Genomic DNA, 21,203 nt, shown 5'->3' with positions numbered 1-21,203 from the left:
TCTAACTAACTACATTATCCTGCGCACCGTTCGGTCGGTCAATTACTGGTTTCTGGCACTCCCGCAATTGCCGCCTGCTTGTCATCCCCGAGGTAAACCAGATTTCCCTCTACAATGGCTCCAGTATGGATTTCCAGGGATTGGTAATAGACATCGCCCGTGATTTTTGATTTTGCATGCAGTTCCAGGTACTGACTTGAACGCACAGGCCCCTGAACTTCACCGTTCAGCACCACTCTGGCAACCGTCACACTTCCTTCGATCTTGCCTCGCTCGCTCAATACCAGCATACCAGGCACATCAGGAGCTTCACTGACATTGCCCTTGACCTGTCCATCCACCCTCAAGCCGCCATTAAACGTCATATGGCCTTCAACATATGTATCAGCACTGATCAGGGTATCAATACGGCTCTGGACTTTATTCTTGCTTCTGAAGAACATATGTCTCCTCTTCTGGAAAATGCAGCAACCTGTTCATTCAGGCAGGTTTATCTTTTGGCTGACGGCTGGCTGTTTGGTTCCACTGGCCACAAAACCAATTTCAATTGCTTCCGCATTCATATCCTCAGGTACATTGAAACTACCATCCAGGCGCTGGTAATAACGAAAATTTACCTTGATCTGGCTTTTCAGTGGCAAGGCCACCTGTTGTTGCCCATCAGACTTGCTACCATGCAATATCAACTGAATACTGCCCTGCACCGGTTTACTATGTGTACCTTGTTGCGACAATACCAAATCATAAGCATATTGCCCGGATTGCTTACCTTTTTCCACCTTGAGTTGGCTCAAGCGTACTTGATCCCCTCCGGGTATTTCTTCCAAAATACTTTGGTAAAACGCCAGACTTTCCTTGAGCTTGATACTTTCTTCCTGCACCGTAGCAAGTTCACTTGCCAGATTCTCCTGCGCGGCTTTCTGTACCTGTAATTGACGTTCAGCAAACACGACTTTTGCCAACAATTCCTGATTTTTAAACGTCGGCTGCGCTACCGCTTTCATCCCGACAGATGGATTCAATACATGACCAACCATGGTCAGCTGCCAGAACGCCAAGGCATAACCCAGCGTAACCAGAATCAGGGCCGCCACCACCTGCCAATACCAGGCACGGTGGGATTTGATTGCCACCCGCCTGTTTGGCATATTGAAATGACGCTTTACCCGTCGCGACAACCTTTTCATGTATCAGGGCAGCAAAGGTACGACTTCAAGTCCGGTACGCTCATCCAGATCGAACATGATATTCATGTTCTGCACCGCTTGCCCCGCCGCTCCCTTCACCAGGTTATCCTGCACCACGATAATGGTCAGGTAGCCAGTTTCTGCCTGAGGGTACAATGCCAACCGCAGATGGTTGCCACCACGCACCGTACGGGTCTCAGGAAGGCTGCCCGGCGGCAGCACATCAACAAAAGGTTCACGCTGGTAACGTGTTTCATACAAAGCCTGGATATCCGTCTTCAGGCCTTCTGGCGTCAATTTGACGTACATGGTGGACAGCATGCCACGTATCATCGGAATCAGGTGCGGCACAAAAATGAACTGTGGTGCTACACCGCTCAGTTGCCGCAATTGCTCCTGAATCTCAGGATGATGCCGGTGACCGCTCACCCCATAGGCTTTCATGTTATCGCTGGCCTCTGCAAACAAGGTCGCGACCTCAGCCTTTCTACCTGCACCGGAAACCCCTGATTTCGAGTCCGAGACAATGGGAATGGACAAATCAACCAGCCCTTGCTCCAGTAACGGCGCCAGGCCCAGCAATACGGTAGTTGGATAACAACCAGGATTGCCGATGACCTGCGCAGAGCGCACCTGCTCACGATATAGCTCAGGCAAACCATACACGGCATTGGCAAGAATATCCGGACAGCTGTGCGGCAACTTGTACCATTTCTCAAATACCGTTATATCCTGCAAGCGAAAATCTGCGGCAAGATCAATCACCTTCACCCCGGCAGCCACCAGCGCTTGCGCCTGGCTCATGGCAACGCCGTGCGGCGTAGCGAAAAAGACTACATCACACAAGGTCAGGTCAGCCTGCGACGGATCCGTGAATACAAGGCTCACACGTCCACGCAGGCTGGGAAACATATCCGCAACCGGCAAGCCAGCCTCACCGCGCGAAGTAATGACACTCAGCTCCACATCAGGATGCTGCGCCAACAAGCGCAATAACTCGACTCCGGTATATCCGGTCCCGCCGACTATGCCAACCTTGATTTTCTTGCTCTGCATCACCTGAACTCACCTTCCACGTGCGATATGACAGCTAAAGAGGTTAATAGTAACAAAACCATACGGCAATTTGAAAACGCCGAAAACAAAAAAGCCGCAACAAGTGCGGCTTTTTCTGAATAGCAACAGCGTAAAGCTTAGCGCTTGGAGAATTGCTTACGACGGCGTGCCTTGCGGAGGCCAACCTTCTTACGTTCAACTTCACGTGCATCACGAGTAACGAAACCTGCCTTGGACAGGGCACTCTTCAACGCTGCATCGTAATCGATCAAGGCACGGGTAATACCGTGACGTACTGCACCAGCCTGACCAGATTCACCACCACCAGTCACGTTCACGAGAATATCGAAGCTTGCTTCGTTCTCGGTCAGTGCCAGAGGCTGACGCAATACCATGCGAGAAGTAACACGAGAGAAGTACTCGTCAGCAGGCTTGTCGTTTACAACGATATTGCCACTACCAGACTTCAGGAAGACACGAGCTACCGAACTCTTGCGGCGGCCTGTACCGTAGTTATATTTACCAATCATCGCTGCTTATCCTTACGCTTGACTTTGGATTACCAATGGCTGCGGCTGTTGCGCAACATGGTCATGCTTATCACCAGCATACACCTTGAGCTTACGGAACATGGCGTAACCCAGTGGACCCTTCGGCAGCATGCCCTTAACAGCCTTTTCCAGGGCACGACCCGGGAAGCGCTCTTGCATCTTGCCAAAAGTAGTTGTAGAAATACCACCTGGGTAACCACTGTGGCGATGATACTTCTTATCCAGCGCCTTGTTGCCAGTTACCTTGATCTTGTCGGCATTGATCACGACAATGTAATCGCCCGTATCAACGTGCGGTGTGTAAATAGTTTTATGCTTGCCACGCAGGCGGTGTGCAATTTCACTCGCCAAACGGCCCAGCACCAAATCCGTAGCATCTACTACGAACCAGTCGCGCTTTACTTCATGCGCTTTTGCAGAAAAGGTCTTCATCGGACAAACCAATATTCGCTGAAAAAATTAAGAGGCGGATTGTAAGCCAACCCAGAGAGCTTTGTCAAACATTTATCTGCCGGATTTTTCAATCCGCATAGATACTTAAAATACATGCTTAAAGGTAATCGCTGAGGAATACCCCGGCAAAGACCGCCGCACCCAACCAGTTGTTATGGAGGAAAGCCCTGAAACAGGGCTGACGCATCCGGTTGCGGATAAGCGTGTAATGATACACCGCAATACAGGCAGCCGTCGCCAAACCAGCAAAATATATCCAAGACACCTGCATCCGCACGCCCACCCAGGCCATCAGCAACAGGAATGCGGCATAGCAACCCATGACAGCCAGCACATCCCAGCGCCCGAAAAAGATCGCGGATGACTTGATGCCAATCTTGAGATCATCATCCCTGTCCACCATGGCATATTCCGTATCATACGCAACGGCCCAGAACACATTGGCCAGCAACATCACCCAGGCCTCAAGCGGCAAGGTGCCTGTAATTGCAGCAAAAGCCATTGGGATGCCAAAGCCAAAGGCGATGCCAAGATACGCTTGCGGAATTGAGAAAAAACGCTTGGTCAATGGATAAGTCGCCGCCAAAAACAAGGCAGGAAACGATAAATAAACCGCCAGCATATTCAATTGCAACACAAGCAGGAATGCCACCAGGCTCAACCCTGCCGCCAGCAGCAGAGCCTCGCGCACGCTGACTTCGCCCGTCACCAGTGGTCGCTGTCTCGTCCGCTCCACATGCCCATCGAAATTCCTGTCGGCAAGATCATTCATGACACAACCTGCTGAACGCATCAATACAGTACCTGCCACAAACACACCCAGCACCAGCCCATCCGGCCAACTAGGGCTGGCCAGCCAGATCGCCCATAAGGTGGGCCACAACAACAGCAAAGTACCAATCGGCTTATCAAGACGGGTCAGGCAATAGTAAGCCTGCAATTTCTTCATCAATATGGACATATTCAACGGTTTTTTTCAGTCAACGCCAGTATTTCCGGCAGGAATAATTCTGTCACCAACACCGCATTTCGCCCCAGCCTGAATACAGAACGTCTGGCCCAGATCGGGCCAGTCATGCCAGGCTGGTACCGAGCGGCCCTGCGGTAGAGAAAATGTTGCGGCCCCAGCTTTTTATATTGCAAGGCATCCCGACACATGCGTGGATCAGCAAATAATGTTCCGCCCAGTGAGCGGCTGCCTATCTGTCCCAGCCCTCGCCATGCCCCACGCATGGCCTGCCTGGGCAGCACGCTGTGGGCAAACACAGCAACTTCCCCATCGCAGCGCAGCATGACATCCCGCAGCAATACATATTGCCTAGGCAGCAGCTTCAACAAGACAGCTTCAGAATGTGGCGCTTTCCTCCTGGCCTGTTGCAAAGGTTGCACCGCAAATGCATGACTATGCCTTTGCAGGCGGCGTGTCAGCGAACCTCTTTCCATCAACCAGGGACGGTATTGTGCACTGCCGACAGGTCGCTGCAGCCAGCGATCCCGCACTTGCGGAAAATGAGCAGAAAATTTCACCGTGGCATTATCTCAGACTTTGACCAACTCTTCCGCATGCCCAAGCCAGCGCGCGAGGTGCATTTCTGCTGCACGAGGCTCCCGCGCCAATAACTCTGCCGCAATGCTGCGGGCTGCCTCCAATAGATCCTGGTCGCGTTCAAGGTCGGCAATTTTGAGCATAGGCACCCCGCTCTGCCTGACGCCCATGAATTCTCCCGGCCCGCGTAGCGCAAGGTCTGCCTGGGCAATGGCGAACCCATCACTGGATTCATAGATGATCTTGAGTCGTGCGCGCGCTGTTTCTGAAAGCCTGCCATCCTGGTAAAGCAGGATGCAGCTACTCTTGGCTGCCCCACGTCCGACGCGCCCTCGCAACTGGTGCAGCTGCGACAAGCCCATGCGTTCCGCATGCTCGATCACCATCAGGCTGGCATTCGGCACATCCACACCCACCTCGATCACGGTTGTCGCCACCAGCAGTTGGGTTTCACCTGTGCTGAATGCCGTCATGACGGCCTGCTTTTCCGCAGGTTTCATGCGCCCATGTACCAAGCCAACCCGCAGTTCAGGAAAAGTCGCCTGCAGATTCTCGAAAGTCTCGGTCACTGTTTGTAATTGCAAGGCCTCGGATTCCTCAATCAACGGACATACCCAATATGCCTGTCGCCCTTCCATGCAGGCCTGCTGCACGCGTTCCAGCACCTCTTCCCGCCGTGCATCCGACACCAACCTTGTGACCACGGGCGTACGTCCGGGTGGCAGCTCATCGATCACAGATACATCCAGATCTGCAAAATAGCTCATGGATAAAGTTCGGGGAATCGGGGTCGCACTCATCATCAGCTGGTGCGGCTGTCCACCTTTCTGGCGCAATGACAGACGCTGCTGCACGCCAAACCGGTGCTGTTCATCCACGATCGCCAACGCAAGGCGCTGAAAGACGACATGTTCCTGGAACAACGCATGCGTCCCGATCACTAGCTGCGCTTCGCCATTGGCCACGGACTCCAGCATGGCGCGTCGCTCTTTCTTACCCTGGCTCCCGGACAACCAGGCCACCTGAATACCAAGTGGATGCAACCAGTCCTGCATTTTTTGGTAGTGCTGCTCTGCCAGAATTTCCGTAGGTGCCATGATGGCAGCCTGCCACCCATTTTCTATGGCCTGCAAGGCAGCCATTGCCGCCACAATCGTCTTGCCGCTGCCCACATCCCCCTGCAGTAGACGCTGCATGGGATGAGCTTGCTGCAGGTCATGGCCGATTTCCAGTGCCACGCGCTGCTGCGCTTGGGTCAGTGCAAATGGCAAACGACGCAACAAGGCAGTAATCAATTTATCCGAGGGCGCCAGTGCAGGTGCTCCCTGATGTTTCCTGCGCTCATGATGCTGGCGCATGGAGAGTTGCTGGGCCAGCAGCTCATCAAAAGCCAGCCGCCGCCAGGCAGGATGATCCCTGGATTCCAGGCTTGCCAGATCGACATTGGCAGCCGGGTGATGCAATTGATGCAGGCTGTCGGCAAATGCAGGCAGCCCCAGATGTTGATAGATTGCCGCCGGCAGGATTTCATCCATGGCAGCCTGTTGTAGCGCAAACGCCACCCACTTCTGCAAGCTGGCCTGACTCAACCCAGCTGTCGTTGGATATAGCGGCGTCAGCGCTTCTGCCACCGGTGTATCTTCAGCCACCTTCCGGCACTGGGGATGCACCATTTCCCAACCAAAGAAACCTCCCCGCACCTCACCAAAGGCACGAATACAGCTGCCTTCCTTCAGGCTGGCTACCTGGCTGGGGTAGAAATGCAGAAAACGCAACACCAACTGCCCTGTCTCATCCTTCAGGCGACAGATCAATGATTTACGTGGGCGATATTGCACTTCGGCATGCACAATCTCGCCTTGCACTTGCGCCTGTTCACCCGTGCGCAACTCACGGATAGGGACGATGCGGGTTTCATCAAGATAGCGCAGGGGAAGATGCAGCAACAGCCCCTGCAGGTTGGAGATGCCCAGCTTGGCAAGACGCCCCTGCAGTGCAGGGGTGATGCCTTTGATATCACTGAGCTTGGTATTGGCAGGTAGTTTCAACGCCATGATCCTGGCAGCAACCGATCCTGGCGTGTTTTACGCTGACGGATTAGGCACCGATCTCCAGCACGCCATCTGCTTCCACCAGTGCGTTTCGCGGTAACTGCGCCACACCGACCGCAGCACGCGCCGGGTATGGCTGAGTGAAATATTCAGCCATGATAGTGTTCACCAGTGCGAAATGGCCAAGATCCGTCAGAAATACATTGAGCTTGACGACATCAGCCAAAGAGCCACCAGCAGCCTCGGAAACCGCCTTCAGGTTCTTGAATACGCGATGCACTTGCGCCTCAATCCCTTCCACCAGCTCCATGGTTGCGGGATCAAGACCTATCTGGCCTGAAAGATAGACAGTACTGCCTTTTACCTTGACCGCCTGGGAATAAGTACCGATTGCCTGGGGGGCGCCATCAGTATGAATGATTTGTTTTGCCATGAGTCTCTCCTGCGAATGATGCTTTTTGAAATTGAGGTGAATGATTTTAAATGTAAGCACTCACCTACTGCGTTCTTTGCTCTGCTCCAATCCCTTTGACACGATTGATGCGCACTACATCCGGAATCTTGCGCAAACGTCGTACCAGTTCGGCCAGATGCACCCGGTTTTCTACCTGCACCGTGAAATTCATATTGGTATAGGTACTATTATCCGCCTCTTCCATGCTGACGTTGTCAATATTCGAACCCGCTTCAGCAATACCGGCCGCAATCTTCGCCAACATGCCCCGACGATTCGCCACGATCAGCTTGAGGCTGACCTTGTACAACCTGTGCCCCTGCGGATCCCATTCCACATCCAGCCATTTGTCAGGGTCCAGGCGGAATTTACGTATGGCAGGACAGTCATGGGTATGGATCACCAGGCCTTTATCCTTGTTGATGAACCCGAGAATGGGATCACCAGGAATCGGGCGACAGCACTGCGCAAACTGCACTGCCATGCCTTCGGAACCTCGGATCGTGATCGTATCCAGCACCTTGGGTTGCGGTTTGGCATTATCGGCCACCTCATTCTGACCATTGGCAGGAATCATGAGCTGATGTGCCACCATGACGTTGAGTCGCTTGCCCAGACCAATATCTGCCAGGATTTCGTCCCTGCTCTTGGCACCATAATCACGTATCAGACGCTGCCACGCAGCTTCATCAATTGTGCCCGGGTTGGCATGCAATGCACGCAAAGCCTGGTTCAGCATACGCTCTCCCAGCAGCGCCGATTCTGTCGATTGCATGGACTTGAGGTAATGGCGGATATGCGCTCGCGCCTTGCCGGTCAGCACATAGTTCAACCAGGCAGGATTAGGATGGGCATGCGCGGCAGTAATGATCTCGACATGATCGCCGTTATGCAGCTCTGTACGTAATGGCGCGAGTTCCTGATTGATCTTCACTGCGACACAGCGATTGCCAATATCCGTATGGACTGCATAGGCAAAATCAACAGCGGTGGCACCTTTAGGCAATGCCATAATGGTGCCTTTGGGAGTGAAAACATACACTTCGTCCGGAAACAGGTCCACCTTGAAATGTTCAAGGAACTCCAATGAGTCCGAGCTTTCACTCTGTATGTCGAGCAAACGTTGCAACCATTGGTGTGTTTGCTGCTGCAACGCGGTCAGATGAGCATCTGTCGACTTGTAGAGCCAGTGTGCTGCGACCCCGGCATCTGCAATATTATGCATTTCACGGCTACGTATCTGCACCTCGATCGGCGTGCCGAATGGACCGAACAATGTCGTATGCAAGGACTGATAACCATTGGCCTTGGGAATGGCAATATAATCCTTGAACTTCCCCGGAATTGGTTTGTACAAGCCATGCAATACTCCAAGAGTGGCATAGCAGGTGGACAAGTCACGTACGACTACACGAAAACCATAGATATCGTAAATCTGGGAAAACGTCACCGTCTTGCCAGTCATTTTCTTGTAGATGCTGTACAAGTGCTTTTCGCGTCCCGTCACCTCAGCATCAATATGATGATCCTTCAACTGCTGGTTGATGGCATCCAGAATCTTGCCAACCACTTCTTTGCGATTGCCACGTGCCGCCATGACTGCCTTGGAAATCACGCGGTGACGCATGGGATATAGATACTTGAAGCTCAAGTCTTCCAGCGTCTGATAAATGTCATTGAGGCCAAGCCGGTTGGCAATCGGCGCATAGATATCCAAGGTCTCACGTGCAATGCGCCGCTGTTTCTCCGGCTTCATGACCTCCAGCGTACTCATGTTATGCAGGCGGTCCGCCAATTTGACCAGAATCACGCGTACATCCTGCGACATCGCCAGCAGCATTTTGCGGAAATTTTCCGCCTGGGCCTGGGTCGCGCTCTGGAACTCAATCTTGTCCAGTTTGGATAATCCATCAACCAGGTCTGCCACCTGTTTGCCAAAACGCTCGCTGATTTCCTGCTTGGTCACGCCTGTATCCTCGACCACATCATGCAGCAAGGCCGCAATCAATGTAGGAGGGTCAAGATGCAGTGCCGCAAGAATACCAGCCACACTGACAGGATGAATCACATAAGGCTCGCCACTTCGCCGGACCTGGCCTTCATGAGCAGCGGCACTGAAACGGTATGCTTCCCAGATCTGGGTTATGTCATCTTGCTTGAGATATTCCCGCAGGCGCAGGGTGAGCTGGGAGTCTTCACTGTCGGCAGGCAGTAAAGGAGGAGTTGGAATTGATTCGGCTGGTCTTTTGGCAGCAGTCTTTGGCATAAATCCGGATAATCATTCAACACAAAATATTCGCCAACCCGGGGCTTGCTCATCAGCTTCTCCCCGGGTACACCAGCTAGTGTTTATTACAAGGCAGTCAATCAGGCATGTCCACGGTTAAGCACTTCCAGACCAACCTTGGATGCCGCAATTTCACGCAATGCCAGCACAGTTGGCTTGTCTTTACTGCCATGCGCATTCACCAGCGGCTCTGAACCATTGGCAAGCTGGCGTGCACGATAAGCAGCTACCAGTGTCAATTGGAAGCGATTAGGTATTTTTTCCAGACAATCATCAACGGTAATACGTGCCATGATACAAATCTCTCCTGAGTATAATCATACTGTCCATGCGCTGACCGCTCACAGTAGTTTCTGCACCATATCCTGGTACCGAAGCAACTGTTTCTCACGCCTCAAACGCTGGCTGCGGATGATGGCGCGCAGATCTTCCAGCGCATGTTCAAACCTGTCGTTGATTGTAACATAGTCGAATTCTGCCACGTGACGCATCTCATCACGCGCAGCAGCCAATCTTCGGACAATGACCTCAGCACTATCCTGGGCACGGTTATTGAGACGTTGCTCTAATGCTTCCATGGACGGTGGCAATATAAAAATACTGATGGCCGCGGGGTATTGCTTGCGCACTTGCTCTGCTCCCTGCCAGTCGATTTCCAGTATCAGATCAAGCCCCTGGGCCAGCACTGCATTCACGACAGAGCGTGAAGTCCCGTAATAAGCACTATGCACCTGGGCACTTTCAAGGAAGTCCCCGTGATTGAGCAAATCGACAAACTCCGGCTCGGCGACAAAATGATAGTGCACACCCTCCTCTTCACCCGGCCTGGGTTGGCGCGTAGTGTGGGATACAGATAGCTTGATGTGCTCATCTCCATCCAGTAGGGCGCGAACCAGTGAGGTTTTGCCTGCGCCTGAAGGCGCGGTGATAATGAATAAATTGCCTTCCATGGTACTCATTTCCGTCGTTCAATCTTAATAATCAGGCTCAATGCGCCAGCCTGCGCTTATGGCGTATGGATGACAACAAGGCCGCCATGATAAATACCACGCCAATCAAGCCTGTCACAATCTCGGGTACTGGATGATAAATCGTATAGAACATGATCAATCCAAGCACACCAATCGCATAATGTGCTCCATGTTCGAGATAAACATAATGATCCAGTGTCCCCTTGTACACCAGCCTGACTGTCATCGACCGCACAAACATGGCGCCTATGGTCAGTCCCAGCATGATAAGCACCACATCGCGGGTAATGGCGAATGCACCGATGACGCCATCAAACGAAAATGAGGCATCCAGAATTTCCAGATAGAGGAAACCCATTACACCATTGCGCTTCGCCGTTTTGGCAAACGCATCTCCTTCCGCCTGGGATGAAAAGAAACTACTCAGGCTGTCAATCAACACATACAACACAACACCGCTCAAGCCGGCAAGCAGGATGGTAAGCTGCTCCGCCTGGGAGATTGGCAGAAAACTCTGCAATCCAAGCAGAATCAGCAGGATCACGATGATCTTGATGGATTCCATATTTCCCAGCTTGCCCATGGCGGCTTCAAATCTTCCCAGCCAGTGCAGATCCTTGTCCGGGTCAAAAATGAAACTCAGGAACACAAGAAACAGGAATGAGCCGCCAAATGCCGCAATCGCGGTATGTCCATCATCCAGGTAATCTGCGTACAGCACAGGATTGTTGATCGCCATGTGTGCCACTTCCACCAACCCCTGGTTCGTGGCTACTGCCACCAGCAGCAAGGGAAATAGCAGCCGCACTCCAAACACGGCAATCAGGATGCCTATGGTCAGAAATATCTGACGCCATCTTTCATCCATTTCCTTGAGAATGGAAGCATTCACCACCGCATTGTCAAAAGACAGGCTGACTTCCATAATCCCCAGAATCAGCGCTACACTCAGCGCAGGCCAGATACCTGCAATACCGCCTTTAAGCTCATAGCCCCAGAGCGCAGCTAGGCTCAGGCACAGAAACGTTACAAAAAAAGAATATTTGAAATCACGCATCACTGTTCCGAATCAATATGGTCATGCCTGCAAACGGCATTACTCTATGTTCTGCACTTGCTCACGCATCTGCTCAATCAACAGCTTAAGCGTCATGGCAGCTTGCGACACTTCCGTAGACACGGACTTGGAAGCAAGGGTATTAGCCTCTCGATTGAGCTCCTGCATCAGAAAATCCAGCTGTTTCCCCGCCGGACTCCCAACCTCAAGAATGCGCTTTACTTCAGCAACATGCGCACCCAAGCGACTCAATTCCTCATCAACGTCAATGCGCTGGGCAAAAATGGTCAACTCCTGGCGAATGCGCTCTTCATCGGCAACACCAAATACCTCCCTGAGCTTGGCAGTGAGGCGCTCTTGGTAGGCTTTCACCTGTTCCGGCAATACAGGGCGTACTTTCCCTACCAGCACTTCCATCTCTGCCAAGCGGTCAAGGATAATGGTCTTCAGCTTGACACCTTCACGCGCCCGCGCCTCTGTCATTTGTTTTACCGCCTCGAGCAAACTATCGCGGATGGCACTACCCAGCGCCTCCGGATCAGCACTTTCTCCAAGCACAACACCCGGCCAACGTAATATATCGGAGACGCTCAATGGCCGACTCTCTGGAAAATGACGCTGAACGCTGACTGTCATCTGTGCTAGTTGATGCAATACTGTTTCGTCCAGTTGGACCTGCCGCTGCTCAACAGCACGATGCGCGAGATTGATGCGGCACTCCACTTTGCCACGCTTGAGCCGGGTACTGATCAACTCACGAATTTGCGGCTCAAATATCCGAACATTGTCATCCAGCTTGAGCTGTAATTCGAGATATCGATGGTTGACTGAGCGTAGTTCCAGCACCAGAACGCCGTTGCTCACCTCATGCTCTACCGAGGCATAACCGGTCATGCTGTAAATCATGTCGATGCAGATTCCTGATTAAATTGGGGTCATGGTATCAAATCTGCAGAGGGTCATGGCAGATTACCCTGTAATTTGCTGTGTATCCCACTCAAGCAAAGAGCAAGCAGATAAGCTACGAAGGCTGGCAGCTAGCCTTGATTTCGTATAGCAAGTACTAACATATGGGCCAGCTATAACTAAATTTAGGCAATCCATACTGCAGGCATCGCTTATAATATCCCCTTTGAGATCTCAGGAATCATCATGCGTCCCAGCAACCGCGCCCCGGATCAGTTACGTGAAGTTGAAATCATCCGCCATTACACCAAGCATGCGGAAGGCTCCGTGCTGGTCAAATTTGGTGATACTCATGTGCTGTGCACCGCCAGCGTGGAAGAAAGAGTACCTCCATTCCTGCGCGGCAAGAACCAAGGGTGGGTCACTGCAGAATATGGCATGCTGCCCCGCTCCACCGGCAGCCGCATGGACCGTGAAGCGGCCCGCGGCAAGCAATCAGGCCGCACCCAGGAAATCCAGCGCCTGATCGGCCGCAGCCTGCGCGCCATCATTGACCTGGAAAAGCTCGGTGAGCGCACGATTCATCTTGATTGCGATGTCATCCAGGCTGATGGTGGCACACGTACCGCCAGCATCACCGGCGCATATGTCGCATTGCATGACGCGATCAGTTTGCTGCTGAACAAGCAACTGATCGCGGAATCCCCGTTGCGTGATGCAGTGGCTGCCATTTCAGTGGGTGTGTATCAGGGAAATCCAGTGTTGGATCTCGACTATGTCGAGGATTCCGCCTGCGATACCGATATGAATGTCGTAATGACCGGCCAGGGCGGTTTTGTGGAAATCCAGGGCACGGCTGAAGGCGAACCGTTCCAGCGTGAGGCCATGAACCGCATGCTGGAACTGGCGGAAAGCGGTATCCACTCCCTGCTGCTCAAGCAGAAAGCCGTACTGGGACTATAAACATGGCCATGCCTTTCCAGAAACTGGTGATTGCAAGCGGCAACCTGGGCAAGCTGAAGGAAATCCAGGCCTTGCTCCAACCACTGTCCATTGAGGTGTTGCCACAATCCGCATTCAATGTGACCGAAGCAGAAGAGCCATTTGCGACTTTCATTGAAAATGCATTGGCCAAGGCACGCCATGCCAGCCGCCATACCGGTCTGCCAGCACTTGCCGATGATTCCGGCATTTGTGTCAATGTCCTGCAAGGGGCACCCGGCGTGTATTCCGCCCGCTATGCAGGTGAGCCGAAATCGGACGAACGCAATAACCAGAAGTTGCTGCAAAGTCTGGAGAACCAGCATGATCGTCATGCCTATTATTACTGCGCGATGGTACTTGTGCGCCACGCTGACGACCCCCAGCCCCTGATCGCAGAAGGTATCTGGCAAGGAGAAATCCTCCAGGCACCGCGTGGCACTGGTGGCTTTGGTTATGACCCCTTGTTCCTGGATGCCAAGACCGGACAATCTGCCGCCGAATTGCCTGCTGACATCAAGAACCGCATCAGCCACCGCGGCCATGCATTGACGAAACTCGTCCAGCAACTGGAAAGGCTGGCACTATGAGTGGTGACTGGCCCAAATGGCTGCGCGATGATGGCAGCGTGGTCTCATGTACCGAAAAGGTTAAGGTCATGACTGAGAATTTTGACGAGATCAAGCAGATTGCGCAGGATGCCCTTGAGGATGGCTTGCTCATGGAGGTCTCCGAAACCCAGATGCGGGAAGCACTGCATCGCCTGATTGACGAACTGGTGAATCCCTATCAGCACCCCCATAAAAATACAGGAAATTAGCGCAACGGCCAGCCAGCCAGAAGCCAGCAGCAGCCTTTCTTCAGCGCCGACCCAGCCACCACCGCTTTCCCTGTACATCCACATTCCCTGGTGTGTTCGCAAGTGTCCTTATTGTGATTTCAACTCACATGAATCACGTAGCGAAATCCCGGAGACCGCCTATGTAGACGCACTGGTTGCCGATCTGGAGCAATCCGTACCGCGCATCTGGGGTCGTCGCGTGCACAGCATTTTCTTCGGTGGCGGTACTCCCAGCCTGTTTTCCCCGGAGGCCATAGACCGCATCCTGAGCAATGTCCGCGCCTTGGTGCAGCTCAGCTCAGATTGTGAAATCACGCTGGAAGCCAATCCTGGCACTGTCGATGCCGCACATTTCACAGGATACCGCACCGCAGGAGTCAACCGGCTGTCCTTGGGCATCCAGAGTTTTGACAGTGAGTATCTGCAGAAACTCGGCCGCATTCATGATGAAGCCCAGGCCATGGCAGCGGCGGAGCTGGCGCTCAATACCTTTGATTCCGTCAACCTGGATGTCATGTATGCCTTGCCCGGCCAGACCCTGGAACACGCTCTTGCCGATGCGCAACGTGCATGCGAACTGAAACCGGCCCATCTCTCCTTTTATCACCTGACGCTGGAACCCAACACACCTTTCCATCGCACGCCACCTGTCCTGCCAGATGATGACACCAGCGCTAGCATGCAAGAGGCCATAGAGAACCTGCTTGGCCAGCATGGTTACGATCATTATGAGACTTCCGCATTTGCACAACATGGTCGCCAGTGCCGCCACAACCGCAACTACTGGCTGTTCGGCGACTATCTCGGCATCGGAGCCGGCGCCCACAGCAAGCTGAGTTTTCATGACCGTATCACACGGGAAAGCCGCCACAAACACCCCAAGCGTTATCTGGAACATGCCATGCGCGGCAACGCGGCAGACAATATCTGGCAAATCCCACGCGAAGAACTGCCTTTTGAATTCATGATGAATGCTTTACGCCTCACTGACGGCTTCGAACCAGAGCTGTTCACCATGCGCACCGGCTTGCCACTCAGCAGTATTGCCTCCACCTTGCAATCTGCTGTTGATAAAGGTTTGCTCAGTACTTCAGACACGCGTATCGCCCCAACCTTGCTTGGTCAGCGCTTCCTGAACGAACTACTCGCCATGTTTCTTGAATAGCCATCTCATATCGGATTGATACAAGGTACAGATCAAACAACAAGGCCCGCAGTTGCGGGCCTTGTTGTTTGATCACAGGAATATACTATCCGAGCAAGGCCCTGGCACGCTTCAATGCTTCCCGCACTTGTGCTGGCGCCGTTCCACCGCGATGATTGCGGCTTGCCAGTGATCCTTCCAGTGTCAGCACTTCATAAACATCTTCTGCAATCTGGTTACTGAATACCTGCAACTGCGGCAGCGGAAGATCCGCCAGGTCACACTTCTGCTCCACTGCATGACGCACTGCCAATGCCACCACTTCATGGGCATCCCGGAATGGCATGCCTTTCTTGACCAGGTAGTCTGCCAGGTCAGTGGCCGTGGCAAACCCTTCTGCGGCAGCCAATCGCATGGCATCCTTATCCACCTTGATGCCACGCAGCATGTCAGCATAGATTTCCAGCGTTACCAGCAGGGTATCCACGGTATCGAACAAAGGCTCTTTGTCTTCCTGGTTGTCCTTGTTGTAGGCCAGCGGCTGACTTTTCATCAGTGTCAACAATGCCACCAGGTGGCCGTTGACACGTCCGGTCTTGCCACGCACCAGTTCCGGCACATCAGGATTTTTCTTCTGCGGCATGATGGAAGAGCCGGTACAGAAACGATCTGCAATATCGATAAAACCAAAACGCGGGCTGGACCAGAGAATCAATTCTTCAGACAGGCGCGACAAATGCGTCATCAGCAAGGACGCGGCAGCGGTGAATTCAATGGCAAAGTCACGGTCAGACACGGCATCCAAAGAGTTCTCGCATACCGCATCAAACCCCAGTTCGCGCGCTACCCTCTCTCTGTCGATCGGATAACTGGTCCCTGCGAGGGCAGCAGCTCCCAGCGGCAGGCGGTTGATACGCTTGCGGGCGTCAATGAAACGCTCGGCATCCCGTTGCAGCATTTCAAAATAGGCCAACAGATGATGGCCAAATGTCACGGGTTGCGCGACCTGCAAATGGGTAAAACCAGGCATTACTGTATCTGCATGCTGCTCTGCCAGATCCACCAGGGATTGTTGCAGCTTGCGGATACGGCCCACAGCATCATCCACCATAGCCCGCAGCCACAAGCGGATATCCGTCGCTACCTGGTCATTGCGGGAACGTCCTGTATGCAAGCGCTTACCTGCGTCGCCAATCTTGTCTGTCAAACGTTTCTCGATATTGAGATGCACATCCTCAAGATCAAGTAACCAGGTAAACTCCCCCTTGCGAATTTCTTCAAGAATCTCTTCCAGCCCTTGCTCAATCCTGGCTACGTCTTCCTGGCTGATGATGCCCTGTGCGCCTAACATACTCGCATGTGCGAGAGAACCCTGTATGTCGTATTCAGCCAAGCGGTAGTCAAACCCCACCGAAGCAGTATATTGCTTGACTAGCTCAGCCACCGGCTCGTTAAAACGGCCCGACCATGTTTTGGAAGAAGTTGAATTCAAGATATTGGACTTTTCTGTCATGATGTTACGTCATGCGCTCACGATAATGCGTGATATCGAATAAAAGCGCGCTAATTGTCTGCCATTATAAAGCAAAAAGCTGTTAATCCACGCAGCGCATAGTTGCCCGCGCTCGCCTCCATTGTAAGTAAATCTCTGCCGCCTCTAGGCGGCGCAAGCGCTGTGATAAAATGGGCGTTTTTAATGACATAGCTGCAAAGCGCAAGCCAGACCAGCCCCTGACCTCATGACTCCACCTAGAAAACTGGTGATTGCCTCACGTGAAAGTGCGCTTGCGATGTGGCAAGCCCAGCATATCCAGCAACGCCTGCAATCTTTATACCCTGATACAGAAGTCACCATTCTCGGTATGACGACTACAGGGGACCAGATACTGGACTCACCTCTGGCCAAGATTGGTGGCAAGGGCCTGTTTGTCAAGGAGCTGGAACAAGCCCTGGCCGATGGTCGCGCCGACCTGGCCGTCCACTCCATGAAAGATGTTCCCATGCATCTGCCTCCCGGGTTTGCGCTGGCCGCAATTGGCGAGCGCGAAGACCCACGTGACGCTTTTGTTTCCAATGACCATGACTCCCTGGACGTCCTGCCTGCAGGCAGCATTGTCGGTACCTCCAGTCTGCGACGCCAGAGCCAGTTGCAGGCTCGCTTTCCCGGCCTGAAAATAGAATCGCTGCGCGGCAATCTGCAGACCCGGTTACGCAAACTGGATGAAGGCCAGTATGCCGCCATCATCCTGGCTGCTGCCGGGCTGAAGCGTCTGGGCCTGGCATCCAGGATCCGCGAATATATAGATCCGGCCAACAGCATTCCTGCCGTTGGCCAAGGTGCCCTGGGTATTGAAATCAACGCAGACCGCCAGGACCTGCTGGCAGTGCTGGCACCGCTCAACCATGCTGAAACTGCCGCATGTGTGGAAGCAGAACGTGGCATGAGCCGCGCGCTGGCTGGCAGCTGCCAGGTTCCCCTGGGTGCCTACGCGCAGCAACATGGCGACGAGCTTCACATGACAGGTTTTGTTGCAAGTATTGATGGCAAGGAACTGCTACGGGAAACCCTACATGGCGCTATCTCCCAACCCGAAGCATTGGGGCAGGCCCTGGCGGCAAAACTGGTGGCGCGTGGGGCTGATCGCCTGCTTGCCGCATTGACGCATGATTAGCCTGGCCAACCGCCATATCGCCATCACCCGGCCGCCTGGCCAGGCAAAACGCCTGACCAGCTTGGTTGAGGCTGCTGGCGGTACTGTCATCGATTTTCCCCTGATTACCATCGCAGCGCTGGAAGACTATGCGCACTTCGAGCAGGTGATTGCAGATTTTCCCTCCTATGACTGGGTGATCTTCATCAGCTCCAACGCGGTACAGCATGCCATGCCCAGGTTGATGGCCAGGTTCCCCTCATGGCCATGGCCTGCCAAGCCAAGGTTTGCAGCAATCGGCCCGGTCACTGCCACAGAATTACAGCATTATGGTGTCCATCATGTGCTCCAGCCTGAGCAGCGTTTTGACAGTGAAGCATTGCTGACATTAATGGAAATGCAACACGTGCAGCACCAACGTATCATGATCGTACGTGGTATCGGTGGACGAGAATTGATGGCCGACACCCTGCGTCACCGAGGTGCGACCGTGCATTTTGCTGAATGCTATCGCCGCATCAATCCACAAACGGACACAAAAAAATTGCATTTATTATGGCAAAATAAACAATTGGATAGCATAGTAGTCACCAGTAGCGAAGCCATGCGGCATTTACTTGCCATGACAGGCAATGGCAGCGCAGAATGGCTACGTGACCTCACAATCTACGTCAATCATGCGCGCATTGCGGAACAACCATCCCGCCTGGGATTACGGGTAGTGACCGCAGACATGCCCGGAGATGACGCAATGCTGCAATGTTTGAGTAAAGTAAACCATGACTGAACAACAACAATTACCTGACGCCCAGACATCACAAGCTGCCATAGCCAGCCAACCGCGCAGGCCTTCCCTGCCAGCAAGGTTGGCACTGCTCATCGCCATCGTTGCGATTGCCTTTATTTCGTGGCAATGGCTGGATACCCGCCACCGTTTTACTGCATTGGAGCAGACGCTGACCCAGAGGTTGGAACAATTCAATGGCTCAAACCAGCAAAGCCTGGCATTGGCCAAGAATGCCGATGAGCGCAGTTCCGAGGCAAACGGGCGCATCATCCGCCTGGAACAGCAACTGACAGAATCACGTGATCAACAGGAAGCGCTGCAGACCTTATACCTGGAGTTGGTCAACAATCATGATGAGCGCGTGATTGCCGAAGTCGAACAGCTATTGATCATCGCCAACCAGCAACTACAGCTGGCAGGCAACCTCAAACCAGCGCTTTTGGCCCTGCAAACTGCAGACTCACGTTTGCAGCAAATGGATAGTGCATCCGCCATACAGCTGCGCAAGGCCATTGCCAGGGATATCCAACGCCTGCAGGAATTACCGCAGATTGATATGGTAGGCATCAGCCTCAAGCTGGAAAACCTGATCGAGAACACTGACAAACTGCCGCTTGTCAGCGAGCGTCACCCCCAAGGCACCATGCCTACCACTACGCAGGCAGAAGAAAACCAGTTCCGGAAACTGGCGCAAGAAATCTGGAATGATCTCAAAAACATGATCCGGCTGGAGCGTGTCGATCGCCCTGAACCACCTTTGCTGGCACCAGACCAGACCTTCTTCCTGCGTGAAAACCTCAAGCTTCGCCTGCTCGCCGCAAGAATTTCCCTGCTGCAGCGTGATGAGGCCTCATATCGCGCCGACCTGCAACAGGCAGAACAATGGATCAAAAACCATTTTGACCTGCGTGAGAACATTACCACGGTTGCACTGGCTACCTTAAAGCAGCTCTCGGACAACAATATCGTGATCCAGTTACCGGATGTTTCCGAAACACTGGGATTAGCAAGCACTTACAAACTCACATTGGAACGCGCCAACAATTCCGAGCGCAATCTCGATCGTACCAATCTTGAGCGGGGTCAATAGTGCGTACATTGATCTGGATTCTACTGATTCTCGCACTTGCCATCGGCGGCTCCCTGCTGGCAGGTAACAATACAGGCTATGTACTGATTGTCCGGCCACCCTATCGCTTCGAGTTATCCCTCAACCTGCTGATTATCCTGGTGGTATTGGCTTTTGCCTCATTGCACCTCATTCTGCGCTTCATCAACTATGCACGGGACTTGCCTGCCAATGTGCTTGCTTACCGGGAAAACCGCCGGATCCGCAAAGGCCATGCGGCTTTGCTGGAATCCCTGCATGCCATGAGCCAGGGACGTTATCAACTCGCGCAGAAAGCTGCTGCCAAAGCCCTGGAGCTGGGAGAAGACCCCAGCCTGACCACCCTGCTTGCAGCACGTGCTGCGCACAAGCTCAAGCATAAGGGCCAACGCGACTATTATCTCGCAGAAGCGGAACGACTGGCTCCTGATGCGACCGTCGCCCGCTTGCTGCTGACAGCGGAATTGATGCTGGATGACCGCATGTACAGCCAGACATTGGATGTGCTGCAACAAATCGAGAAGCTGGAGCCGCGATTCGTTCCAGCCATGAATCTGGAATTGAAGGCTCAACTACGCCTCAATAACTGGGAACAAGTACTGGTCTTGCTGCAACAGATAGAAAAACACGGTGGCATGGAAAGCTGGCAGGCCCGGGAAATTCGTCACCAGGCTCATCAACACCTGTTTGAACGTCATTCCCGCGACTTGAATGCGCTCACTGCGTACTGGAAAAAAGTACCAGAGGATGATCGCCTGAACGGTCGGATTGCCAGTGCGGCAGCAGACGCCTTCATTGCACTGAATGCAGGCAACCAGGCACAGGAGGTCTTGGAGATGAGCCTGACCAAGCAATGGAACAGTGAGCTGGCTGGCAAACTCGGAGACTGCATCAGCACCAGCCCGCAGAAGCAACTACAACAGGCAGAACACTGGTTGCTGAGTCACGAAGAGGATGCCCCGCTGCTGCTGTCCCTGGGTAAGATGTGCATGCGCCTGAACCTGTGGGGTAAGGCACAAAGCTATCTCGAGGCCAGTATCAGCATGGCATCATCCGCTGAAGCCCATCTCACATTGGCACGCTTGTTCGACAATCGTAACGAAAGTGAAGACGCCAACCGCCACTATCGCATGAGCCTGGAGCTCTGCCGCGAGCAAAACGGCTAGGTCCTT

Annotated in this window: 23 protein-coding genes; 8 read left to right on the top strand and 15 right to left on the bottom strand. The window is 53.2% G+C overall.

The genetic code is table 11. The annotated features are described in order from the left end of the window. Positions 1 to 38: 38 nt before the first annotated feature. The 14 genes from CHB59_RS06315 to CHB59_RS06250 form a co-directional block, all read right to left on the bottom strand. Positions 39 to 443 carry a bactofilin family protein gene (locus CHB59_RS06315; protein ID WP_089375379.1) on the bottom strand — a complete coding sequence of 135 codons (405 nt, stop codon included), beginning with the start codon at positions 441 to 443 and terminating at the stop codon, positions 39 to 41. Positions 444 to 476: 33 nt separating this feature from the next. Then, positions 477 to 1,148 carry a DUF6776 family protein gene (locus tag CHB59_RS06310; protein ID WP_089375378.1) on the bottom strand — a complete coding sequence of 224 codons (672 nt, stop codon included), beginning with the start codon at positions 1,146 to 1,148 and terminating at the stop codon, positions 477 to 479. 42 nt (positions 1,149 to 1,190) lie between these two features. Then, a complete protein-coding gene (gene argC / locus CHB59_RS06305; protein ID WP_089375377.1) occupies positions 1,191 to 2,243 on the bottom strand; it encodes an N-acetyl-gamma-glutamyl-phosphate reductase in 1,053 nt (350 codons plus the stop codon). Positions 2,244 to 2,380: 137 nt separating this feature from the next. Then, positions 2,381 to 2,773, bottom strand: a complete 393-nt coding sequence (rpsI, locus tag CHB59_RS06300) for a 30S ribosomal protein S9 (RefSeq protein ID WP_089375376.1) — start codon at positions 2,771 to 2,773, stop codon at positions 2,381 to 2,383. A gap of 12 nt (positions 2,774 to 2,785) precedes the next feature. Continuing rightward, the gene (rplM, locus tag CHB59_RS06295; protein ID WP_011478423.1) at positions 2,786 to 3,226 is read right to left on the bottom strand and encodes a 50S ribosomal protein L13; all 441 of its coding nucleotides are present in this window, start codon (positions 3,224 to 3,226) and stop codon (positions 2,786 to 2,788) included. 118 nt (positions 3,227 to 3,344) lie between these two features. Further along, complete coding sequence (gene ubiA, locus CHB59_RS06290) at positions 3,345 to 4,208, bottom strand: 4-hydroxybenzoate octaprenyltransferase (protein ID WP_089375375.1); 864 nt, start codon at positions 4,206 to 4,208, stop codon at positions 3,345 to 3,347. A gap of 2 nt (positions 4,209 to 4,210) precedes the next feature. Further along, a complete protein-coding gene (locus CHB59_RS06285) occupies positions 4,211 to 4,774 on the bottom strand; it encodes a chorismate--pyruvate lyase family protein (RefSeq protein ID WP_245835066.1) in 564 nt (187 codons plus the stop codon). Between the two features lie 12 nt (positions 4,775 to 4,786). Beyond that, the gene (gene recG, locus CHB59_RS06280; RefSeq protein WP_089375374.1) at positions 4,787 to 6,847 is read right to left on the bottom strand and encodes an ATP-dependent DNA helicase RecG; all 2,061 of its coding nucleotides are present in this window, start codon (positions 6,845 to 6,847) and stop codon (positions 4,787 to 4,789) included. A 43-nt stretch (positions 6,848 to 6,890) separates the two neighbouring features. After that, the gene (locus CHB59_RS06275) at positions 6,891 to 7,277 is read right to left on the bottom strand and encodes a RidA family protein (RefSeq protein WP_089375373.1); all 387 of its coding nucleotides are present in this window, start codon (positions 7,275 to 7,277) and stop codon (positions 6,891 to 6,893) included. 64 nt (positions 7,278 to 7,341) lie between these two features. Continuing rightward, positions 7,342 to 9,564, bottom strand: a complete 2,223-nt coding sequence (locus CHB59_RS06270; protein ID WP_089375372.1) for a RelA/SpoT family protein — start codon at positions 9,562 to 9,564, stop codon at positions 7,342 to 7,344. Between the two features lie 101 nt (positions 9,565 to 9,665). Then, complete coding sequence (gene rpoZ, locus CHB59_RS06265) at positions 9,666 to 9,878, bottom strand: DNA-directed RNA polymerase subunit omega (protein ID WP_089375371.1); 213 nt, start codon at positions 9,876 to 9,878, stop codon at positions 9,666 to 9,668. 48 nt (positions 9,879 to 9,926) lie between these two features. After that, a complete protein-coding gene (gene gmk, locus CHB59_RS06260) occupies positions 9,927 to 10,535 on the bottom strand; it encodes a guanylate kinase (protein WP_089375410.1) in 609 nt (202 codons plus the stop codon). A gap of 37 nt (positions 10,536 to 10,572) precedes the next feature. Continuing rightward, on the bottom strand, positions 10,573 to 11,613 hold the full coding sequence (locus tag CHB59_RS06255) for a DUF475 domain-containing protein (RefSeq protein WP_089375370.1): 1,041 nt from the start codon (positions 11,611 to 11,613) through the stop codon (positions 10,573 to 10,575). A 39-nt stretch (positions 11,614 to 11,652) separates the two neighbouring features. Beyond that, complete coding sequence (locus CHB59_RS06250) at positions 11,653 to 12,519, bottom strand: YicC/YloC family endoribonuclease (protein WP_089375369.1); 867 nt, start codon at positions 12,517 to 12,519, stop codon at positions 11,653 to 11,655. Positions 12,520 to 12,765: 246 nt separating this feature from the next. On the opposite strand from CHB59_RS06250, the gene rph reads away from it, so the two are divergent. Genes rph through hemW form a run of 4 tightly spaced genes read left to right on the top strand, consistent with a single transcriptional unit; the run spans position 12,766 to position 15,506 of the window. Beyond that, on the top strand, positions 12,766 to 13,482 hold the full coding sequence (rph, locus tag CHB59_RS06245) for a ribonuclease PH (protein WP_089375368.1): 717 nt from the start codon (positions 12,766 to 12,768) through the stop codon (positions 13,480 to 13,482). Positions 13,483 to 13,484: 2 nt separating this feature from the next. Then, entirely contained in the window at positions 13,485 to 14,090 is a 606-nt protein-coding gene (rdgB, locus tag CHB59_RS06240) for an RdgB/HAM1 family non-canonical purine NTP pyrophosphatase (RefSeq protein ID WP_089375367.1), read from the top strand. After that, positions 14,087 to 14,320 (top strand): hypothetical protein, encoded by a 234-nt coding sequence (locus tag CHB59_RS11790; protein WP_089375366.1) that lies wholly within the window; start codon positions 14,087 to 14,089, stop codon positions 14,318 to 14,320. Before rdgB ends, CHB59_RS11790 begins: the two co-directional genes overlap by 4 nt. Further along, positions 14,316 to 15,506 (top strand): radical SAM family heme chaperone HemW, encoded by a 1,191-nt coding sequence (gene hemW / locus CHB59_RS06230; RefSeq protein WP_245835070.1) that lies wholly within the window; start codon positions 14,316 to 14,318, stop codon positions 15,504 to 15,506. Before CHB59_RS11790 ends, hemW begins: the two co-directional genes overlap by 5 nt. Positions 15,507 to 15,591: 85 nt before the next feature. Here the strand turns inward: hemW and argH are convergent, their stop codons facing one another. Next, positions 15,592 to 16,998, bottom strand: coding sequence for an argininosuccinate lyase (argH, locus tag CHB59_RS06225; protein ID WP_089375364.1), 1,407 nt, complete (start codon positions 16,996 to 16,998; stop codon positions 15,592 to 15,594). Between the two features lie 226 nt (positions 16,999 to 17,224). On the opposite strand from argH, the gene hemC reads away from it, so the two are divergent. Genes hemC through CHB59_RS06205 form a run of 4 tightly spaced genes read left to right on the top strand, consistent with a single transcriptional unit; the run spans position 17,225 to position 21,197 of the window. Beyond that, positions 17,225 to 18,157, top strand: a complete 933-nt coding sequence (gene hemC / locus CHB59_RS06220; protein WP_089375363.1) for a hydroxymethylbilane synthase — start codon at positions 17,225 to 17,227, stop codon at positions 18,155 to 18,157. Beyond that, positions 18,150 to 18,923 carry a uroporphyrinogen-III synthase gene (locus CHB59_RS06215; RefSeq protein WP_089375362.1) on the top strand — a complete coding sequence of 258 codons (774 nt, stop codon included), beginning with the start codon at positions 18,150 to 18,152 and terminating at the stop codon, positions 18,921 to 18,923. Before hemC ends, CHB59_RS06215 begins: the two co-directional genes overlap by 8 nt. Then, the gene (locus CHB59_RS06210; RefSeq protein WP_089375361.1) at positions 18,916 to 20,013 is read left to right on the top strand and encodes a uroporphyrinogen-III C-methyltransferase; all 1,098 of its coding nucleotides are present in this window, start codon (positions 18,916 to 18,918) and stop codon (positions 20,011 to 20,013) included. The genes CHB59_RS06215 and CHB59_RS06210 overlap by 8 nt, the downstream gene beginning before the upstream one ends. After that, positions 20,013 to 21,197, top strand: coding sequence for a heme biosynthesis HemY N-terminal domain-containing protein (locus CHB59_RS06205; RefSeq protein WP_089375360.1), 1,185 nt, complete (start codon positions 20,013 to 20,015; stop codon positions 21,195 to 21,197). The genes CHB59_RS06210 and CHB59_RS06205 overlap by 1 nt, the downstream gene beginning before the upstream one ends. Positions 21,198 to 21,203 lie beyond the last annotated feature (6 nt).

Source organism: Methylobacillus rhizosphaerae (assembly GCF_900187985.1).
Classification (GTDB): domain Bacteria; phylum Pseudomonadota; class Gammaproteobacteria; order Burkholderiales; family Methylophilaceae; genus Methylobacillus; species Methylobacillus rhizosphaerae.
Note: the sequence above shows the minus strand (reverse complement) of the source record. Positions and strands in the feature narration are given on the sequence as shown.